Source organism: Nocardia sp. Root136, from assembly GCF_001427185.1.
Taxonomy (GTDB): Bacteria; Actinomycetota; Actinomycetes; order Mycobacteriales; family Mycobacteriaceae; genus Nocardia; species Nocardia salmonicida.
This window is the reverse complement of the sequence record NZ_LMFE01000013.1, coordinates 313,681-332,821: the sequence shown is the minus strand read 5'-3', so window position 1 is coordinate 332,821 and position 19,141 is coordinate 313,681. Positions and strand designations below refer to the sequence as shown.

15 protein-coding genes are annotated in these 19,141 nt (G+C 68.2%); 9 read left to right on the top strand and 6 right to left on the bottom strand.

From position 1 onward, the window contains the following. Window positions 1-61: 61 nt before the first annotated feature. Window positions 62-1,417, bottom strand: a complete 1,356-nt coding sequence (locus tag ASD42_RS32235) for a hypothetical protein (protein ID WP_056824112.1) — start codon at window positions 1,415-1,417, stop codon at window positions 62-64. Between the two features lie 198 nt (window positions 1,418-1,615). Here ASD42_RS32235 and ASD42_RS32230 point away from each other — a divergent pair, with 198 nt between their 5' ends. Then, window positions 1,616-2,491, top strand: coding sequence for a 3-hydroxyacyl-CoA dehydrogenase family protein (locus ASD42_RS32230; protein WP_056824110.1), 876 nt, complete (start codon window positions 1,616-1,618; stop codon window positions 2,489-2,491). Between the two features lie 4 nt (window positions 2,492-2,495). Beyond that, window positions 2,496-3,392, top strand: a complete 897-nt coding sequence (locus ASD42_RS32225; RefSeq protein ID WP_056824107.1) for a hypothetical protein — start codon at window positions 2,496-2,498, stop codon at window positions 3,390-3,392. A gap of 70 nt (window positions 3,393-3,462) precedes the next feature. On the opposite strand, the gene ASD42_RS32220 is transcribed toward ASD42_RS32225, so the two are convergent. Continuing rightward, window positions 3,463-3,798: a hypothetical protein gene (locus ASD42_RS32220; RefSeq protein ID WP_056824104.1), complete on the bottom strand. Its 336-nt coding sequence runs from the start codon at window positions 3,796-3,798 to the stop codon at window positions 3,463-3,465. Window positions 3,799-3,918: 120 nt separating this feature from the next. On the opposite strand from ASD42_RS32220, the gene ASD42_RS32215 reads away from it, so the two are divergent. The 4 genes from ASD42_RS32215 to ASD42_RS32200 all read left to right on the top strand — a co-directional run bounded on the left by ASD42_RS32215 (window position 3,919) and on the right by ASD42_RS32200 (window position 13,377). Continuing rightward, window positions 3,919-6,711: an ATP-binding protein gene (locus ASD42_RS32215; RefSeq protein ID WP_056824102.1), complete on the top strand. Its 2,793-nt coding sequence runs from the start codon at window positions 3,919-3,921 to the stop codon at window positions 6,709-6,711. A 243-nt stretch (window positions 6,712-6,954) separates the two neighbouring features. Beyond that, window positions 6,955-8,751: an HSP90 family protein gene (locus ASD42_RS32210; RefSeq protein ID WP_056824247.1), complete on the top strand. Its 1,797-nt coding sequence runs from the start codon at window positions 6,955-6,957 to the stop codon at window positions 8,749-8,751. After that, entirely contained in the window at window positions 8,751-11,585 is a 2,835-nt protein-coding gene (locus ASD42_RS32205) for a hypothetical protein (protein WP_056824099.1), read from the top strand. The genes ASD42_RS32210 and ASD42_RS32205 overlap by 1 nt, the downstream gene beginning before the upstream one ends. Before the next feature lie 19 nt (window positions 11,586-11,604). Next, window positions 11,605-13,377 (top strand): serine/threonine-protein kinase, encoded by a 1,773-nt coding sequence (locus ASD42_RS32200; RefSeq protein WP_056824096.1) that lies wholly within the window; start codon window positions 11,605-11,607, stop codon window positions 13,375-13,377. A gap of 317 nt (window positions 13,378-13,694) precedes the next feature. On the opposite strand, the gene ASD42_RS32195 is transcribed toward ASD42_RS32200, so the two are convergent. Further along, entirely contained in the window at window positions 13,695-14,312 is a 618-nt protein-coding gene (locus ASD42_RS32195; RefSeq protein ID WP_056824093.1) for a TetR/AcrR family transcriptional regulator, read from the bottom strand. Between the two features lie 83 nt (window positions 14,313-14,395). On the opposite strand from ASD42_RS32195, the gene ASD42_RS32190 reads away from it, so the two are divergent. From ASD42_RS32190 to ASD42_RS32185, 3 genes are read left to right on the top strand one after another with little or no spacing between them, the layout of a single operon-like run. Next, entirely contained in the window at window positions 14,396-15,175 is a 780-nt protein-coding gene (locus ASD42_RS32190; protein ID WP_056824092.1) for an Rv1157c family protein, read from the top strand. Window positions 15,176-15,205: 30 nt separating this feature from the next. Then, window positions 15,206-15,376: a DUF2613 domain-containing protein gene (locus ASD42_RS34135; protein WP_082844323.1), complete on the top strand. Its 171-nt coding sequence runs from the start codon at window positions 15,206-15,208 to the stop codon at window positions 15,374-15,376. After that, entirely contained in the window at window positions 15,373-16,449 is a 1,077-nt protein-coding gene (locus ASD42_RS32185; RefSeq protein ID WP_056824089.1) for a DUF3068 domain-containing protein, read from the top strand. The genes ASD42_RS34135 and ASD42_RS32185 overlap by 4 nt, the downstream gene beginning before the upstream one ends. 70 nt (window positions 16,450-16,519) lie before the next feature. Here ASD42_RS32185 and ASD42_RS32180 read toward each other — a convergent pair whose 3' ends face one another. From ASD42_RS32180 to ASD42_RS32170, 3 genes are read right to left on the bottom strand one after another with little or no spacing between them, the layout of a single operon-like run. Beyond that, window positions 16,520-17,782, bottom strand: coding sequence for an acyl-CoA dehydrogenase family protein (locus ASD42_RS32180; protein ID WP_056824086.1), 1,263 nt, complete (start codon window positions 17,780-17,782; stop codon window positions 16,520-16,522). Window positions 17,783-17,790: 8 nt separating this feature from the next. Next, on the bottom strand, window positions 17,791-18,795 hold the full coding sequence (locus ASD42_RS32175) for a phosphotransferase (RefSeq protein WP_056824084.1): 1,005 nt from the start codon (window positions 18,793-18,795) through the stop codon (window positions 17,791-17,793). Next, window positions 18,792-19,082 (bottom strand): DUF6285 domain-containing protein, encoded by a 291-nt coding sequence (locus ASD42_RS32170; protein ID WP_056824244.1) that lies wholly within the window; start codon window positions 19,080-19,082, stop codon window positions 18,792-18,794. Before ASD42_RS32170 ends, ASD42_RS32175 begins: the two co-directional genes overlap by 4 nt. Between the last annotated feature and the right edge of the window lie 59 nt (window positions 19,083-19,141).

Sequence of the window (19,141 nt, the reverse complement as noted above, 5' to 3'; positions counted from 1 at the left end):
TCGTCACCAAGAGTCGCAGCGACCGCCAAAAAATGCAAGCACGCGTGCTTGTTATTGAGAACTACCAACCGAAGGTGACGAGGTGGAGTGCGCCGACACCGATACCCAGCGCCCCACCGTGCAGATACAGCAACCACGCGTCCTGTTCGACCGACGCGTAGAACATCTCCATGAACTCGCCGGGCGTCAGAGTCCGCAGCTTGCGCGCCGCGAAGTCGTCGATCTTCTTCGCCTGTTCCAGCACGAACTGTTCGTCCTCGATCATCGTGCGCGCCGAGAGCACCCCGGCACCGGCGCCGGAGACCGCCAGGTTCTCGAACTGCTTCTTGCCGAGCGCGGCACGCACCACGAACGCGGTCGCACCGAGCTGCTTGTGGATCTCCTCCGACACCACCCGCTCGATGAGCTGACGGGTCTTGTCCCCGTTCGGCCCTTCCAAGAGCTCGACCGACAGGTTCTCCACGGTCAGCACCTGGTAGGCCAGGATGTGCGCGAGGTCGGTGGCGGCCTGGGGCTGACGCTTGGCCAGCAGCGCCTGGCGCCACAGGTACTTGTAGCGCGGCTGCGGATCGCCGGGTTCGAACACCATCTTGATCGCGATCACGTTCACCGTCACGCCGATCATGGCCGAGGCGAACAGCACGATCACCCAGGCCGGGATCGCGCCGAAGTAGGGGATCTTCGAGTGCACGTGCAGGTACAGCGCCAGAATCAGGCCGAACGGCGCGCCGAGCAGGCCGATCCGCGCCATGAACTTGAGCTCGGGCGCGGCGATGGTGGTGGTCAGGTCCTTGAGGATGGCCGGGTTCTTCTCCAGATACCGGATCACGAAGTTCTTCACGTCGAGCAGCTGGTCGATATTGTCACCGAGAGTCTCGAACGCGCGCCGGCACAGCGCGGGCAACTGCCGGTCGATCCGCTGGTAGATGGCCTGTTTCACCGGTCGAGGCAGCGAGCGCCACAGGTCGGGGTTCTCCCGGGACATGATCTCGTCGACGATCGGCTGCACCTGATCGCGCGCCCGTTCGGCGAGATAGTCGCCGATCCCGTCGAGGTCGAGTTCGTGGATGAAGTCGCGCGGGCTGCCGATCCGCAACAGCGCCGAGTCCACGCAGATGCTCGCCATCTTCTCCGCGCGTGCCGGGATGAAGCCCTGGAAGCCGAGCTGGCGCCCGTCACCGGAGAACGTGGGCAACACCTGCACGCGCCGAGGTAGGTAGGGATACAGCACGTGCAGCAGCGGGACCCGGAAGCCCTTGAAGTACAGCGGCCAGAACAACATCAGCACGCCGGTCCAGTTGGTGAGCCAGCCTGCGAGCGCGCTGAAGATCGGAAAACTGATCAGCTCCACGACGAACTTCGACTGCCCCGTCAGCTCTTCCCAATCGATGAACAGTCCGGAGGCCAGTGTGGTCATCGAAGAGCCCCCTAGTGCTGACGCGCGAAATACGTGAAGAACGTGAGGATAAGGCAACCACATTCTGCCCGGTGGTGACGGGGTGTCACGCAAGCGGGTGCGTCCCACAGCCTGGTGATCCGCTGTCGGCGCTAGGCTGGCAAGGCTGTCGTATGCGTCACCGAGTTCATCCCCGTCGCCTGTGCAAAGGGAGTCGCCGTGAGCATTGTTCCGAAGAATCATTTCGCGCGTCCGGTCGCTGTGATCGGCGGTGGCACGCTGGGCAGACGGATCGCCCTGATGTTCGCCACCAGGGGCGGCGAGGTCCGCATCATCGATCCCGACGGCGAGGTCGGCAACGCGGCCGTGGCCTTCGTGGAGAAACAGCTGCCCGAGGTGGCCGCCACGGTGCCCGACGGCAAGCCGGGCACCGCCGAGTACGTGCCGGATCAGGCCATCGGCGTGAAGGGCGCGTGGCTGGTGGTCGAGGCCGTTCCGGAGAACCTCGATCTGAAGAAGAAGGTCTTCGCCCAGCTCGATGCCGACGCCGACGCCGACGCGATCGTCGCCTCGAACTCCTCGTCGTACGCGAGCCGACTGTTCACCGAGGGCTTGAAGACCAACGACCGCATGCTCAACACCCACTTCTACATGCCGCCGCAGTCGACGGTGCTCGACGTGATGTCGGACGGCAAGACGTCCGAGGAAATTCTCGACTTCGTCCTGAAGACCTTCCCGGAATACGGCGTGCACCCGTTCCTGGTGCACAAGGAGTCGACCGGCTTCATCTTCAACCGCATCTGGGCCGCCATCAAGCGTGAGTCGCTCGAGGTGGTCTACGAGGGTGTGTCGACACCGCACGACGTCGACGAGATGTTCGCGCGCAACTTCGGAACGAAGGCGGGTCCGTTCCGGATGATGGACCAGGTGGGTCTGGATGTGGTGCTCGATATCGAGGAGCACTACGAGCAGGAGAATCCGAATCTGCCGAAGGGTCCGGTCGAGCTGCTGAAGAAATATGTCGACGCGGGCAAACTCGGCGTGAAAACCGGTGCGGGTTTCTACGACGATTACCCGAAGCCGAAGCAGGGCTGAGTCGATGACCGAAATAGTGGCGCTGGATCTCGAAGCGGCGGCGATGCACGCTATTTCACTCGACGGTAAACAGGTGCGCACCGTGGTCGACGGCCTCGATCGGTTTCCCGACGGTGTTGTCGTCGACAAACTGCGCGGCCATATCTATTGGACCAATATGGGCACACCCGACGCGCGACCCGAGCGCGGCGTCGAGCCGGAGTTCTTCTCCCGCAACGGTTCCATCGAGCGGGTCGACCTCGACGGCGGCAATCGCACCACGATCGTCCCGATCGGCGCCTTCACCACCGGCAAGCAACTCGCCGCCGATTTCGAAGCGGGACGGTTGTATTGGTGTGATCGCGAAGGGATGCAGGTCCTCACCTGCGACCTGCGCGGGGACGACCTGCACGCCCTCGTGATCACCGGCAAGGGCGAGGTCGACGCCGATATCGCCCGCAACTGGTGCGTCGGCATCTGTCTCGACCTCGACCGCCGCCTGCTCTACTGGACCCAGAAGGGCGCGGCCAAAGCCGGCGACGGCCGGATCTTCCGCGTTCCCATGGACCTGCCGCCCGGCGCGGATCCCGCCGCCCGCACCGATATCGAACTGCTCTGGGAGAACCTGCCGGAGCCGATCGATGTCGAACTCCACGGTGTCGGCGATCTCGTCTGGACCGACCGCGGCGCCGCGCCCCACGGCAACGCGCTCTACGCGGCCAAGGTCCAGCCGGAGGTGGGGACCCCGACGATCATCTCCACCGGCTACCACGAGGCGATCGGCGTGACCGGTTTCGATTCCCGCTTCTATGTGAGCGATCTCGCCGGCACGATCCGCCTGGTCCACGTCGGCACCGGCTTCGATACCGACCTGGTCCGGATCGGCAGCCCGCTCACGGGCATCGCGCTGGCCGACCTGTAGCGCAGGACGGCTTGCACGGCCAGGCCCACACACCGGCCGATCGGCATCCGGCCACCCAGCACGATCAGGTTCATGACATGGCCCCCTCCGCGTAGATGGCGGCGCGGTCGCGATGGGTGAGCACCGGGCAGATCTCCACCCGGTCGGGGCCGGGCAGCAAGGCGGGGTCCTCCCCCGGCAGCAGTTCGGTGGCCAGGATCGCCTCGCGCACCGCGTGCAGCGCCTCCTCGGTCTCGGCGATGCCGATCACCAGGCCGGAACCGTCGGCGCGGCGCAGTTCGTAGAAGTCGAGCAGGCCCGGCACGGTGGCGACGGCGGGCTCGATGCGGTTGGCATCGGCGAAGTCGACGGCGGCCAGTTCGGCGGCAGTGCGTGGCTGGTCGAACCAAATGAGGTGTGCGTACATGATTTCAGCTCCTGACCTGGTGAATCGGACAGATCAAGCCTCGCGCCGATCGGCGGCGCGCGGATCAGTGCCGGTACGTATTCGCAGTACTGAACTCACGTCCGCGCGCGATACTTAGGCGTGCAGACTCCGGCCGTCGGACGGCATGAGGAGCTCGCCCGCCTGCGCGCCGCGGTGGTGGCCGCGGCCTCGGGTGCGGGCCGGTTCGTGCTGGTCAGCGGTCCGGCGGGGATCGGCAAATCCTGGTTGGCCGAGTGTGTCGCCACGCTGGCGGTCGAGGCGGGCTTGCGGGTCGCCCGCGGCAACGCCCTCGACGACGCGGGGATGCCACCGCTGTGGCCGTGGCGCCGCGCGGCCCGCGAGCTCCCCGAACTGGCCGCCGCCCTCGACACCGTCACCGAACCGGGCGGTGGGCCCGCCGCCCAGCGTTTCCGCATGTTCACCGAGGTCGCCGATGTCCTCACCGCGGCTGCCGCGCCGTCGGGGCTGCTGCTGGTCCTCGAGGATCTGCACTGGTCCGACCCCACCTCGCTGGCCCTGCTCACCCATGTGGCCACCGAGACGCCGCGCACCAAGGTGCTCATCGTTGGCACCGCTCGCGAACCGATGGGCGAGACCCTGCTCGCCGACCAGCCCGATTGGCTGCGCCTGCCTCACTTCCAATCCTTGCCGGTACCAGGACTTTCCGAACACGAGGTTCGCTACTGGCTCGAACAGCGTGGCCGCACGACCGATCTCGCACAGCGCGTGCACGAGCGCACCGACGGCACTCCCCTGCTCGTTCGCCTCGTCATCGAATCCGGCACGGATCTCGGAGACGACCCCTTGCTCTCGGTCCCCGGAATCCGCCGCCTGATCCTCGCGCGGCTCGACCGCTTCGACCCTGCCGAGGTCGAGATCCTCGGTGCGGCCAGTGTTCTCGGCGAGCGTATCGATGCCGATCTACTCGCGCGGGTGTACACCTCGGTGTCGGAGCACGCCCCGAGCAGTGATGATCAGGTGTCGAAGGCGCTCGATACGGCGACCACGGCGGGCATTGTTCGTCGCTTCGCCGACGAGACAACGGGTTTCACGCACGCCTTGGTGCGCGATGCCGTGTACGCCGATCTCGTCCCCTCGCGGCGAGCCGCCTACCACCGCGCGGCGGCCGAGGCATTGGCCGCGCGCGGTGGACCGGATTCGGCAGTGGCGGGCGCGATCGCGACCCACTGGCGCCACGCCTGCGCCCGCGCCGACTCGCCGCAGGCCCGCCACTGGTCACGTCGAGCCGCGCGGTCGGCGCGGGCGAGCGCCGCGTACGCCGAGGCAATTCGATTCGGCCAGTGGGCAATCGACGCCGCGGGTACCGCCACGTCCGATGCCGAACGCGCACAGTTGCTGATCGAACTGGCCCGTGACGAGTTCGCCGCGGGCCGGGTCGCCACCAGCCTCGACCACTGTGTCGAGGCGGGCGCCCTCGCTGAACGGGCCGATCGCCCTGACCTTCTCGCCGAGGCGGGCCTCGTCGTCCAGGGCGTCACCACCCCGGCGGTGATGACGCAATTGGACCTGCTCTGCGGCAAGGCATTACGCCTGCTCGACCCCGACGAATATCCCGACTCGATCGCCCGGATTCTCGCCCAGCGCGCCCTGTCCGCCGCCGACCGAGGCGCGGGTATCCAGGCCAGAGAACTCTCCGACCAGGCCATGCGCGCCGCCGAACGGTCCACCGACCCCGATGTCGTCCTCGACGCGATCCACGCCCGCCATCTCTCCCTTGCCGCCCTCGAGTTCCTCACCGAGCGCAGCGAGCTCGCGGCACAGGCGATCGAGATCGCGGTCGACGCCGAACAGCCACTCGCGCAACTCTGGGGATACGTGTGGACAACTGACGCGTCCCTGCAACGCGGCGACCTGTCCGCCTTCGACGACGCCCTCGACCACATCGAGCTCCTCGCCGATCGCCGCCGCCTGCCGATCGCCCGCTGGCATCTGCTGCGCCTTCGTGCCACTCGCGCGGCGCTGATCGGCGACTTCCCCGCCGCCCTCGACTTCGACACCGCCGCCTACGAGCTGGCAGCCGGCATCGGTGACTACTCCCTCGCGGGCCTGCACCATGCCTTCCGCGGCATGCACGCCGTGATCGTCGGACACATCGACCGCGAGGAGCTCACCGCGGCGCTGGCTTCGCTGGCCTTCGCCCCGAAGATCACGATCGCCCAGCTGTTCGCGCCGATGATGCACGCCTTGGCTGGCGATCTCGACGAGGCAAGGGCGCTGTTCGCGCCGTTCCGCCTGCTGCCCGACACCCTCGAGATCGGCCCGCGCTGGTCCGGCACCGTGTATTCGGTGGGCGTCGTGGCCGAGCTCCTCGACGACGCCGAGACCGCCGACCGCGTCTACCGCGCCTTCGACGGCCGCGAGCACCACTATGCCGCCGACGGCACCGGCGCGCTCTTCTGCGTCGGCTCGATCGCCCGCATCCGCGCCGACAACGCCCGCGTGGCAGGCCACCTCGAGGCCGCAGTCGACCTCTACCGCCAGGGCCTGGCCATGGACACCGAGATCGGCGCCCGCCCCGCCATCGCCCTCGGCCACCTCGGCCTGGCCCGTACCCTCCTCGCCCGTGGCGATCTCCGTGCCGCCCGCACCGCCGCCGAACAAGCCGCCACCGCTTTCCGCCGCCTCGACATGCCATACCGCCTGCGATCCGCCGACGCTCTGCTCGCCGAGATCACCACGGCCACCCGCACCGCCGACCCGCTCACCCGCCGCGAACGCGAAGTACACGACCTCGTCGCCACCGGCCTGACCAACCGGGAAATAGCGACCCACCTGGTCCTTTCCGAACGCACGGTGGAAACCCACGTCCGCAACATCCTCGCCAAACTCGCCATCACCAACCGCACCGAGATCACCCGAGGCCCCCGCTGACCCGAACCCCGTCGCTGTCTTTCCGCCAGTCCTGATCAGCAGTCTCCGTGTTCTCGGCGCGCCTCCGCCGATGGACTGACCGAAGGGTGCGACGAAGGAGTGCCCGTAGGGAGGGAAGAGGTGGAGTCAAGCGCCGAGAACTGCGGCGCCAGCCGCATATAGACACAGAGAACTGCGACGCCAGCCGCCGCAGATCCAGTTACAGTGACCCAGCAGAAGGTCAGCTTTTGGGAGGGAAACCCGGTGGAGCAGGTATTTCAGGTCGACTTGCGGGGCATCGTCGACCTGCTCAGTCATCACCTGTACGGCAGTCCACGGGTCTACGTCCGCGAGTTGCTGCAGAACGCGGTCGACGCCATCACCGCCCGCCGCGCCCTCGACCCGCAGGCACGCGCACAGGTCAGGATCGAGACGCCCGCGAGTACCGGTGACGGCACCATTCGCGTCCACGACAGCGGTGTCGGCCTGACCGAGACCGAGGTGCACACCTTCCTCGCCACGATCGGCCGCAGCGGCAAGCGCGACGACCTCGGCTTCGCCCGGCACGAGTTCCTCGGCCAGTTCGGCATCGGTCTGCTGTCGTGCTTCCTCGTCGCCGACGAGGCCCAGGTGCTCACCCGGTCGGCCCGCGGCGGCCCGACCGTGCGCTGGACCGGTTTCGCCGACGGTCGCTACCGCGTCGAGCCCGCCGCGCAGGAACGCGACGAACCAGGCACCACCGTGATTCTCGCGCCCCGCCGCGGCGCCGAGCAGTGGCTCACCCCGACTACCGTCGTCGAGCTGGCACGGCTGTTCGGTAGCTTGCTGCCCGTCGAGGTCACCGTCGACGGGCAGTCGATCACCGAGCCCGAAGTACCGTGGCGCGCCACCCATCCCACTCCCGCCGACCGCTCGACCGCGCTCGCCGCCTACGCCGAGGACACCTTCGGGTTCACCCCCTTCGCCACCTTCGATCTCGCCAGTGCCGAATCCGGCGTCACCGGTGTGGCTTTCGTGCTCCCGCAACCGGTGAACCCGGCGGCCAAGGCGGGCCATCGCGTGTATTTGAAGCGAATGCTGCTGGCGGAGAGCGTCACCGGGCTGCTGCCCGACTGGGCCTTCTTCGTCCGCTGCGTCGTCGACACCACCGAACTGCGCCCGACCGCGAGCCGCGAAGCCCTCTACGAGGACGACCTGCTGGAGAGCACAAGGGAAGCGCTCGGCGCCCGGATCAGGGACTGGCTGGTGGAACTGTCCACCTCCGATCCGGCCGCGCTGCACCGCTTCCTGCGCATTCACGACCTCGGTGTGAAGGCCCTCGCCCTGCACGACGACGACATGTTGCGCTTGGTGGACCGCTGGTTGCCGGTGGAGACCAATGCGGGCCAGATCCCGCTGGCCGAATTCCGCCGTCGCTTCGGCGTCGTCCGCTACACCCCGTCGGTGGAGGAGTTCCGTCAGCTCGCCGCGGTGGCGAGTGCCGCGGGCATCGGCCTGGTGAACGGCGGCTACTCCTATATCACCGATATTCTCGAGCGCCTGCCCGCGATCGATCCCGAAATCCGGGTGCTCCGTTTGGATCCCGCCGAGCTGGCCACCCATTTCGACCTCGTTGACCCGGCCACCGAACTCGCACTTCGGCCCTTCCTCACCACCGCCCAGCGCGTGCTCGACCGCCTCGAATGCGAAGTGGTGCTGCGTACTTTCGACCCACCGTCGCTGGCCGCGCTGTATCTGCTCGACCGCGATGCCCAGCACCGCGCCGAACTGCGCGCCACCCGCGAGGTCGCCGACGAACTGTGGGCCGATGTCCTCGGCGCCTTCGACACCGAGCAGGCGGGCGACCGTCCGCAGTTGGTCCTCAACTACCGCAACCCGTTGGTACGCCGTATCACCGGGCTCGCGGATGCTCGCTTGGTGACGACGGCGGTCGAGGCGCTCTACAGCCAGGCGCTGCTGCTCGGCCAGCACCCGATGCGCCCGGTCGACACCGCGCTGCTGAACAAATCATTCGTCGGGTTGCTCGACTGGGCGGTTCACGATCCCCGGGGAGAGCTCTGATGTCGGAAGCCGCCAACACCCCCGACGACCTACAGCGGCTGCTGTTCCAGGCCTACGATCTGCCCTACGGTGACGCCAAAGACGCACTGCTGGAACAGGTCCTGCGCCACGCCGAGGCGGGCGGGCACACTCAGCTCGCGTTCCACATCCGGATGGCGATGATCGACGCGTACGGCCACGGGATGAGCCCGGCCAAGTTGTTCGTCCCGTTCGCCCGTTGCCTGGCCGAATACGATCGCGACCCCGGCGCCCACGAGTCGTGGGTGGCGCCGTCGCTGCGGTGGAAGTTCAAGACCGCGGTGGGCGCGATGACGAAATTCCCCGAGGTGCCCAAGGATCGGGCGCTGGCGGCGCTCGATCAGATGGAACGGCGCTACCGGGTCGAGGGCCAGAGCTTGAACGCGGTCTACGGCCGCAGGCACCGGGTGGCCGAACACATCGGCGACCTCGCTGCGGCCGCCGAATGGTACGAAAGATGGTGCACCACACCGCGCGACGAGAATTCGGACTGTGAGGGCTGCGATCCGACCAACCGCGTGGCCTGGCTCGCGAGCCAGGGCCGCGACGTCGAAGCCGTGGAGCTGGCCGCCCCGGTCCTCGGCGGTGAACTCGGCTGTTCCGAGCAACCGCAGCTGATCCTCACCGAACTCCTGCTGCCCTACCTGCGTACGGGGCAACTCGACGAGGCGCGCAGCGCGCATCGTCGCTCCTACCGCCTGCTGCGCACCAAACCCCAGGACCTCGCCGCGATCGGCGACCACCTCGAGTTCTGCGCCCTGTCCGGCAATCAGGTGCGCGGCCTGGAACTGCTCGACCGCCACTTCTCCTGGCTCGATCGCGCGCCGAGTCCGAAAGACGCGCTCACCTTCCTCTCCTCCGCGGCACTGCTCCTGCGCACCCTCGTCGACAAGGGTCACGGTGACACCGAGCTGCGACGCCCTGCCAACGCCGACCGGCCCGCCGTCGAATCGAACGCGCGCGCACTGCAAGTGGAGCTCACCGACGAGGCACTCGCCATCGCCGCCCGCTTCGACCGGCGCAACGGCACCGACCACCAGACCGCGTTGGTCCACGCGAAGCTGGCGAGCACGCCGATTGTCGACTACCTGCCGTTGTCCGCGGCCACCGCGCACCGGGTGCCGGTCGAGCCGGGTGCGACAGCAGCGGCGGTCGAGATCCCCCAGCTCACCACCATCGAACTGATCGAACGCGCCGAGCACGCGAACAAGCAGCACGCCTTCGCCGAATTGCGGGCGTTGGCACAGCGGCTGGCAGACGAGCCCGAGCCGAACGAGCCGAGCCTGGCAGGCAGACGCCTCTCCGCGATGGCAGGCAGTTCCTTGCAGACGACTGATCGCATCGGCGCGGAATCGCTATTGCGTCGGGCGGCAGAGCATTTCGCCGCAGCAGGTGAGGAAGACCGTCGCCAGACCGATCTGGGTCGCCTCGGCCTGTTACTCAGTAGGCACGGCGACGCGACGGAAGCCGTTGGGCTGCTTCGAGATTCTCTGTCTCACCTGGAGAGCTCGTCCGAACCGCACATCAGAGCGACTGCGACGCTACGGCTTTCCGGCGGTCTGCTCGCACTGTTCGATCGAGGCGAGCTGTCGAGTGACGATGCTGCCGAGCTGCCGAGCTTGCTCGATCGGGCCGCGGTCGACGCCGCCGAGGCAGCCGAGGACAGCTTGCTCGGCGATGTGGCCAGGCACCGAATGTATCTGCACCAGAACAACGCTGAACTCGCCGAGGCCGCGACGGCCGGACACGCGGCGGTCGCGGCGTATCGCCGGGCCGGTCGGGCGTGGCGGGTGGCCGATGCGGCCCAATACCTTTCCGGAATTCTCAGTGACGCAGGCGATGCGGCCGCGGCGCTGGAAATGATCGATGAGGCAGTGGGTCTGGTCGACGCCGACCTTCCCGACAGCTTGCGCCTTGTCGTACACGCGCGGCGCGGCGCCCTGCTCATCCACCTGGGCAGGCACGAGGAGGCGGTCAGCGAGCTGCTCACCGCGATCGCGATCGGCACCGCGGCAGGTAGTGCGCAAGTGCCGTACGTGCAGTGGGATCTGGCTGTCGCCTACCGCGCCATCGGCCAATTCCTCGACGCCGCCGACCAGGCCGAAGACACCATCGCCGGGCTGGAGCGGGCAGGGGCCGACGAGCAAGCCCGGAACTGCCGCTTCCTGCTGGTCGGTCTGCATCGCGAGCTGGACGAGGACGAAGCAGCACTCACCGTCCTCGACGAGATCATCGAATTCGATCGCGCCACCGGCAATCTCGTCGGCGAGTCCTATTCTCTCGTCGAGACCGCCGATCTACTCGACACGCTCGATCGCGACGCCGAGGCCGCCGAGCGCTACGCGCTGGCCGCCGAGACCGCCGAGCGGCACGGCGACCCGATCCGCGTCGCCTACTCCCGCTACAGCGCCGCGCTGTCACTGCACTGGACCGGCGACTCCGCCGCCGCGGTCGCGGCCATCGCGGCGGCCGACGCGGCGATCGCGCAGCTCGCCACCGCCCACCCCGACACCGAACTCCTCACCTGGCACACGGCCCGGCACAACCACAATGCCGCCCGAATCCTGCGCCGTGCCGAACGTTGCGCCGAGGCGCTCCCGCGCGCCGAGGCCGCTGCCATCGGCTTCCGCGCCATCGATGCCACCGACCAAGCCACCCGCGCCGACTACGAGCGTGCCGTGCTCCTGATCGACCTGAACCGCCCGACCGAAGCCGAGAAGATCCTCACCGAGGCCGTCGCCGCACTGGCCGAGGATCACGCGGCCAGACCGATGCTGTCGGAGCTACTGGCCGAAACCCGAGCCCAGCTCACCTGATTCGAAGGAACCACCCGCGATGCAACCGCTCGACCCGAACGATCCTCGGCGGATCGGCGACTACCGACTGCTGGGCGTGCTCGGTGCCGGGGGCATGGGCAAGGTGTATCTGGGCCGGAATCCGGGTGGGCGCACCGTCGCGGTGAAGGTGATCCGACCGGATCTGATCGATCACGAGTTTCGCGCGAGATTCCGTCGCGAGGTCGCCGCCGCCCAACGCGTCGGCGGCGCCTTCACCGCACCGGTTCTCGACGCCGATGTCGACGCCGAGGCGCCGTGGCTGGCCACCGGCTACGTCGCCGGGATCTCGTTGACCGACGCGGTCACCCAGTTCGGGCCGTTCGCCGAGCCCGCGCTGCTGGCGCTGGCGCACGGGCTCGCCGAAGCGCTCGTCGCGGTGCACGCGGCGGGCATCGTGCACCGCGACCTGAAACCGTCGAACGTGATGCTCGCGATCGACGGACCCAAGGTGATCGACTTCGGCATCGCCAGGGTGATCGCGGATTCGGCTCTCACCACGACCGGAAAGTTCCTCGGCTCACCGGGTTTCATGTGCCCGGAGCAGGTGAGCGGCGAAACCCTCAGTCCCGCGTGCGATGTCTTCGCGCTCGGCGGCGTCCTCACCTTCGCCGCCGCGGGCCACGGCCCCTTCGGCACGGCCGAGGTGATGCAGATGCTCTGGCGCATCGTCTACGAGGAACCCCGCATCGAGGCCCTGCCCCCGGCCCTTCGCCCGCTCGTCTCGTCCTGCTTGGCCAAGGATCCCGCCGCCAGACCGACACCGGAACAGGTCCTTTCGGAGCTGGACGGCATCGGCGCCCCTGAACGCTCCGGTTGGCTGCCGCCACAAGTGGTCGCGCACATCAGTACCGCCGCCGTCCGTCTACTCGACCTGGATCACGGCCCCGCCGACTTACCCGGCGCATTGCGTCCCGACGTCGGCGCGACCTCCGCACCGGGCTGGTCGACGGCCACTTCGGTGCCGAACCTGCCAACCGCGAACCCGACGCGTACCTCGCCGACCGGCTCGTCGAGACCGTACGGGCCGACCGCCACCAGCGGATCAGCACCGACTCCCTATAGCCAGTCCGGTGGATTCACCTCGGGTTCCGCCGAGGCGCCCCGGCAACCGGCCACTCACCCGGGACCGTATTCCGCGGTGATGAGCAGCGAATTCACCCCGCGGCCCTTTGTAGCCGCGCACAAGTCCGCCGACACGTTCACCGGCCGCCCGCCGCCCGCTACCGCGTCGCGGCGAACCCGGACTCTGCTGATCGCCGCCTCCGCGACGGTCGCGGTGGCGGTCGCGGGCGGTGCCTATCTGATCGGCACCCAACTGAACGCCCAGCCCACCGGCGGCACCGGAACCAGCACCGCCCTCGCCGAGACCTCCGTCGCTGTCAGTCCGACCACCGCTCCACCCAGTTCGACCGCCACCGGATCGGGCGCGACCACCGTCCCGACCGAGTTCGTCGGCACCTGGAAGGGCCGCGCCGCCGACGGCCCTGTCCAGTTCGACATCGAACTCACCATCGCCGAGGGCGCCGTCGGTGAGGAACTGGCCACCTCGGCCAACACCGGCACGCTGTCCCACGACCGCTGCGCCCGCGCGGAAACCCTCACCGAGGCCACCACCGACCGTCTCACCTTCCGCGCCAGGCTCACCGCCGGGAGCGGATGCATGGACCAGGGCGCCACCTCGACGGTCACCCTGCAATCCGACGGCACGCTCGCCTACCGAACACCCGGCTACCTCGGCGGCACCATCGCCGGCTCTCTCCGCAAAGGCTGACGATGCACCCCCACCGAACTGGAACAGGTTGCCGCTGGATTGCCCACGGCTGCCACTGCGCGGGCAAAGCCGGTCATTTGTCCAGGAGTGCTCGCCCGCGTCGGCCCCTGTGTGGGCTGCTGAGCGATGGCTGCCGTCATGGCATCACCCCAGGTGACACCGGTCTCAGAAATTCCGGCATTGCGATCTGGGTCACTAATATGTCAAACTCTCGCCCACACTGTGAAGCCGATCGGTCTCACATTGTCCGGAAAGGGAGTCGATTGAGCAGGCGGCAGGTGAGCGTTGTTGCCACCATCCCGAAGGCTGCCCTGATGTCAGTCGAAAGTGACCAGCGCCAGGGCCGCACCGGTGAGCAGATCGACCAGCTCGTCGACGGGCGGGCGCGACTCGCGCAGCAGCCACTCGTGCGCCACGCCGGTGACCGCGCCCGTGATCAACGCGGTGGTCAGCTCGGCATCGCCACGCAGTCGCACGCCGACCTGGACCAGCGCCCCCTCGATCAGTGCCGACCAGGCGTGCCTGCGGGTCCGGCGATGGGTCTCCATCCGATCGCTCACCCCGACCACCTCGATCACCGCCACCTGCGCGCGATACGGGTCGGAGCCGAGCGACTCCAGGTACGCGCCGAAACCGGCCCGCAGCGCGAGCTTCGGATCGGTGGAACCGAGCGCGACCAGCGCGGTGCCCACCGCGGCCGCCGCGTCGTCCTGGATCCGGTCGTAGGCCGCCACCAGCACGTCTTCTCGGGTCTCGAACTCCTCGTAGAACTGCCGCTTGGACAGCCCGGCCGCCGCGCACACCTCGGCGAGCGAGCACGTGGCGTACCCGCGTTCCGCGAAAATTCGCGTCGCTGCTTCCAGGAATCGCAGTCGTCGTTCGGCTTTACGCGCGACGACCGTACGACCCCCATACCGCCTGTCCGCTGTAGTCACCTCTCCAAAGTATCTGAAACCCGGAATAACACTGACCTTTCCGGATCGCTTCATCTATCCACCGAACAAAGGACGGCCGACCAGTGCTGAGCACCCGAGCATCGCGGACCGCATTGTCCGCCCTCGTACTAGCGGCGGGTGCGGCACTCGTGGCACCCACGCCGACGATGGCTGCCCCGCAGTCCGCCGCGACACAGCCCAGCGTCCCTGCCATCGCGGAGAACGTCCCCTCCGAGACTTTGGCCGCGCTGGCACCGACGATCGTAGGCGCGATTTCCGCCCCCGGCCCCATCGCCGACGGCGGGCAGGCCGCGATTCTGGCCCAGGCCCGCGTGCTGTTGGCCACGCCCGGTATCCCCGCGCAGGTCAAGGCCACTCTCGAAAAGGTCATCACCTTCCTCGACGGCAGCGGTGGCGGCGGTCCCGAACTGCCGCCTTCGGAGGGTCCGCGCATCGCGCAGTTCCTGTACCCCACCATCGGCAAGGGCTGCATCGGCCCGACGTCGGATTCCGTCGGCACCGCGCTGGCCGTCCCCGGCCCCGCCGAGCTGCCGCCGCCCGGACCGGCCGCGGGCCAGACCGGTTTCGTCTTCACCGCACTCGGCACGAAAACCGCCACGGTCGTGCAGAATCCGCCGATGACGGTGCAGTGGGTCAACCTCGACAACCGTCGCACCGGCACCCAGCCGCTCACCACCGAGGCCGGCATCAACGCCGACGGCCCGGCCACTCTCACCGCTATCGCCGACACCGGTCCCGGCCGGGTCGCGGCAGTGATCACCGGATCGCTCACCACGGCCACCGCCGATGGTGACCGCACCTGCTCGTTCGCCCCGACCCTCGGTTTCTTCTCCGTCGGCTGAGTCTCGCACCACGCAATTGGAGTTCGATTTATGAAGTTTGTCGTCCCCGGCCTGGTCAGCGGCCTGGCCGGCGCGGTCATCGGGGTGATTGCCGTTCTCGGCATCACCGCAGGCGCGCAACAGAATTCGATCCCGGCGCCCGAGGAGTCCGGTGATCCGGGCTCGTCGCTGCTCGGCAACGTGCAGTACGGCTCGCGATGAGCAACGTACGCAGGCTCATCGCCTGCATCCTCGTCGGTCTCGGCGCGCTGCTGCTCGCGGCCGCCGTCATGATCCCCACCTACACGGTCGACAAGGTCGCCAAGACCCCGCTCGATCTGCGCATCACCACGGTCGCCAAGAGCGTGCCCGGCGAGGAAAGCCTTGTGCTGGACTCGAAGTCGCTCACCGCGACCGAGGGCGCGGCCACGGTGAACACCAATGTGCCGCTCGTTTCGCAGCGCTTCCTGACGGTCGAGGAGCCCTCGGACGCCGAGGAGATGACCGTCCAGGCCGGTCAGACCCTGCGTCGTGACGACCGGGATCCCAAGGAGGGCCTGCTCACCGCTTCGGTCGACCGCGTCACCCTCGACCGCGTCACCGGCGCGCCGATCGACGCTTCGCCCAACGGTTCGATCGCCGTCGCCGCCGACCCCAAGTCGGGCGCCGCGATCCCCGTCGAGCAGCAGCGCCGCGGCCTGCAGTACCGCTTCCCGATCGGCACCGAGAAGAAGTCGTACCCGTACTTCGACCTCAACGCCCGCGCCACCTACGACATCGATTTCATCGAGGAGTCGGAGATCAACGGCGTGCCGGTCTACCACTTCCGCCAGGACATCCCGGTGACGAACATGTGGGACGTCGTCAAGCACCCCTCCCACCAGCTCGCCCTGCCCGCCGCCAAGTGGGGCCTCGAGGGCACCGAGCCGGTCACCATGACCCGCTTCTACACCAACACCCGCGACGTGTGGGTGGAGCCGAGGACCGGCGCGGTCCTCAAGGGTGGCGAGAAGATCCACATGTACTACGGCCGTAGCGCCAACCAGGTCGACGTCTCGGTGCTGAAGTCGCACCTCGTCTTCGACGAGGAGACCATCGAGGCCCAGATGGCCGTCACCCAGGAGAGTCTCGACAAGCTCGACCTCTTCGGCAAGACCCTGCCGATCATCCTGGGCATCGTCGGCGCCATCGCCCTGATCGCGGGAGCCGTCCTCGGCTTCCTCAGCAGTGGCGGCTCCAACTCCCGCCGCACGATCGACCCGCCGACCGAGCGGATTCGTCCCTCGAACCTCTAGACCGCCTGTCCCAACGCCCTCGGCCTCCCCGGTCCTCAACCCGGGGAGGCCGAGGTCGTTATCTGCGGACTCACACCCCTTTGACCGCGGTTCGGTCCATGAACCCGAACAGATACCCGGCCACCCGCCGCATCTGAATCTCCTCCGCCCCCTCGGTGATCCGGTAGCGCCGATGGTGCCGATAGATGTGCTCGAACGGCTTGTGCCGCGAGTAGCCGAGACCGCCGTGCACCTGCATGGCCCGGTCGGCGGCTTCACAGCACAGCCGGTTGGCCCAGTAGTTGCACATCGAAACCTGTTCGGAGGCGGCGAAAGTGCCGTAGGTGTCCATGGACCAGGCGGTCTTGTGGATGAGCGCGCGCAGCATCTCGCACTGTGTGTGCAGTTCCACAAGTGGGAATTGGATGGCCTGGTTCACTGCCAGCGGCTTGCCGAAAGGCTTGCGCTCCTTGGCGTAGGCCACGGACTGGTCGATGCAGTACTGCGCCGCACCGAGACTGGAGGCCGCTTGGCGGATCCGGTTCTCGTTGAAGAAATGCTGGACGACGCCGAGTCCGAGACCTTCCTGTCCGAAGATCGCCGAACTCGGGACCCGCACCTCGGTCAGCGAGATGCGCGCGTGGTCGGTGGGCATGTTGAAGGTCCAGAGGTACTCCTCGACGCGGAAGCCGGGCGCGTCTGTCGGCACCAGGAACGCGGTGATGCCGTGTCCGTCGCCGGGTTGCCCCGCAGTGCGGGCGAAGATCAGATCGGCGTCGGCGATGTGGACTCCGGTGTTCCAGGTCTTGGCCCCGTTGATGATCCAGTCGTCGCCCGCCCGGACAGCGGTGGTCGCCATGTGGGTGGCGTCGGAACCGTGATCGGGCTCGGTGATGCCGAAGGCGAAGAACTCGGTGCCCGCGGCCAGCCCGTCCACCCACTCGGCTCGCTGGGCCGGGGTGCCGTACTCGAGCATCAGCAGCAGACCCACATTGTTGGCGACGATGGCGTGCTCGTTCTGCAGGTCGCAATGCAGACCGAGCCCCCGTCCGGCCAGATGCTCGCGAATCACGGCCATACCGAGATTGGTGCCGTCGCGCCCGCCGAACTCGCGCGGGAAGGCATAGCGGTAGTGGCCCGCGGCATCGGCACGACGACGCGCTTCGGCCAGTAATTGCTCCCACTGCGCGGTCGGCAGGCCGCCACGGTCCCAGTCGGTGCGGGCGTCCTCACGGCGGTGGTCGAAGAAACGAATGTTGTCGGCCTGCTGCTCGAGCGGGATGATCTCGGCCTCGATGAAAGCGTCCAGCTCGGTCAGATATCCGGCCAGATCTTCGGGCAGTTCGAAATCCACTGTCTCTCCTAAACTTTCGCCTCGGGGCGAATCTGCATGAGCAGATCCCACTCGATTTCCGAAACACGACGTCCGCTGGCGGCCATGACGATGTCGCGCACACTGCCGTCTACGTGCGCGGCGGCCTGAGCGGCCAGCCCGACGCCCCAGGCCAGCGTGCCCATCACCTTCCACCAGCGGAATCTGTCGAGATCGAAGTCACCGCCCGCGGCCCGGTAGCCGCGCAGGAAGCTCGCGCGGTCGGCGAAACCGCCGAACTCCCGTTCGTCCGCACCGAAGCGCCACATCCGCAGTGCGGGCCAGGCCACGTCACGCATCGGGTCGCCGAAACGCTGAGTGCCCTCCCAGTCCAGCACGGCCCGCAAACCGTCCGCGGCGACGACGATATTGCCGTTGCGCAGGTCGGTATGCAGCAGCGCGGTGCGCGGCGGCGGGCCCGGGAGCCGCTGTTCGAGCCAGCGCAGCGCCAGCGTGAACACCGGCCGGTCGCCGAGCAGCGCACGCACGTCCGCCTCGGCCACGGCGAAAAGGGCGGCGGCCGGATCGGCGCCCGCGGCGGGCACGGTGCGCGGAGCGGCGGCCGGATCGATGGCGTGCAGCCTGCCCATCGCCTCGCCCCACTCGCGGGCCACCGTCTCGGCGTTGCCCGCGGCCGCGATGAGGCGTAATACCCTGCGCGGGACGGTCTCCCCGGACACATGCTCGCTGACAACGAACGGCTCGCCCACCACGACTGGATCCGCGCAGACCGCTACCACCGCGGGCACCGCCACTCCGTTCGTGCGCGCCAGCTCGCGCACCGCCGCCTCGTCCTCGACCGACATGATCTGCACGGCGGCAGGCACGAGCGTGGCGACCAGCTTGCGGGCGCGCTCCCCCTCGACGTGCGCGGTGAAGCCCACGTTGCGCCGACGCGCGCCTGCCGAGAGGTACTCCAGCTCGTCTACTCGCGTGGGCGCGGCCAGGGTTCGGGTCAGGAACTCGGTCAGACCTGCGACGAGATCGGTGGTCACTCCCCCTTCCAGCTGTCGTAACCGGGTTTGGCGATCGCCAGGTCGGCGCGCACCACCTCGACAAGTGCCTGCCACAAGGCGCGCTCGTCGTCGGCCGCGCCCAGCAGTTCGTGTTCATGTCGCGTCGCCGCAGGCGCGAGATCGATCTCGCGCCGCACGATCCTGGCCAGATTCGCGCCCACCCGCGCACGGTGCCGCAGAGCGGGCGGCAAGGCCGGCAGCAGTGTGCTCTCCAGTAGTTCGGCCAGGGACTCCAGCAGCTCGGCTGCGGGTGGTTGATTCTGCACAGTGACACCTCTGGCGCTGTCGCCATCGTGAGAGACCTTCAACGAAATCAGCGTATTGA

What these genes read in the sequence shown, in the direction of transcription:
- ASD42_RS32235 (WP_056824112.1), bottom strand. Translation starts at nt 1,417, where the DNA reads ATGACCACACTGGCCTCCGGACTGTTCATCGATTGGGAAGAGCTGACG.
- ASD42_RS32225 (WP_056824107.1), top strand. Translation starts at nt 2,496, where the DNA reads ATGACCGAAATAGTGGCGCTGGATCTCGAAGCGGCGGCGATGCACGCT.
- ASD42_RS32220 (WP_056824104.1), bottom strand. Translation starts at nt 3,798, where the DNA reads ATGTACGCACACCTCATTTGGTTCGACCAGCCACGCACTGCCGCCGAA.
- ASD42_RS32205 (WP_056824099.1), top strand. Translation starts at nt 8,751, where the DNA reads ATGTCGGAAGCCGCCAACACCCCCGACGACCTACAGCGGCTGCTGTTC.
- ASD42_RS32200 (WP_056824096.1), top strand. Translation starts at nt 11,605, where the DNA reads ATGCAACCGCTCGACCCGAACGATCCTCGGCGGATCGGCGACTACCGA.
- ASD42_RS34135 (WP_082844323.1), top strand. Translation starts at nt 15,206, where the DNA reads ATGAAGTTTGTCGTCCCCGGCCTGGTCAGCGGCCTGGCCGGCGCGGTC.
- ASD42_RS32185 (WP_056824089.1), top strand. Translation starts at nt 15,373, where the DNA reads ATGAGCAACGTACGCAGGCTCATCGCCTGCATCCTCGTCGGTCTCGGC.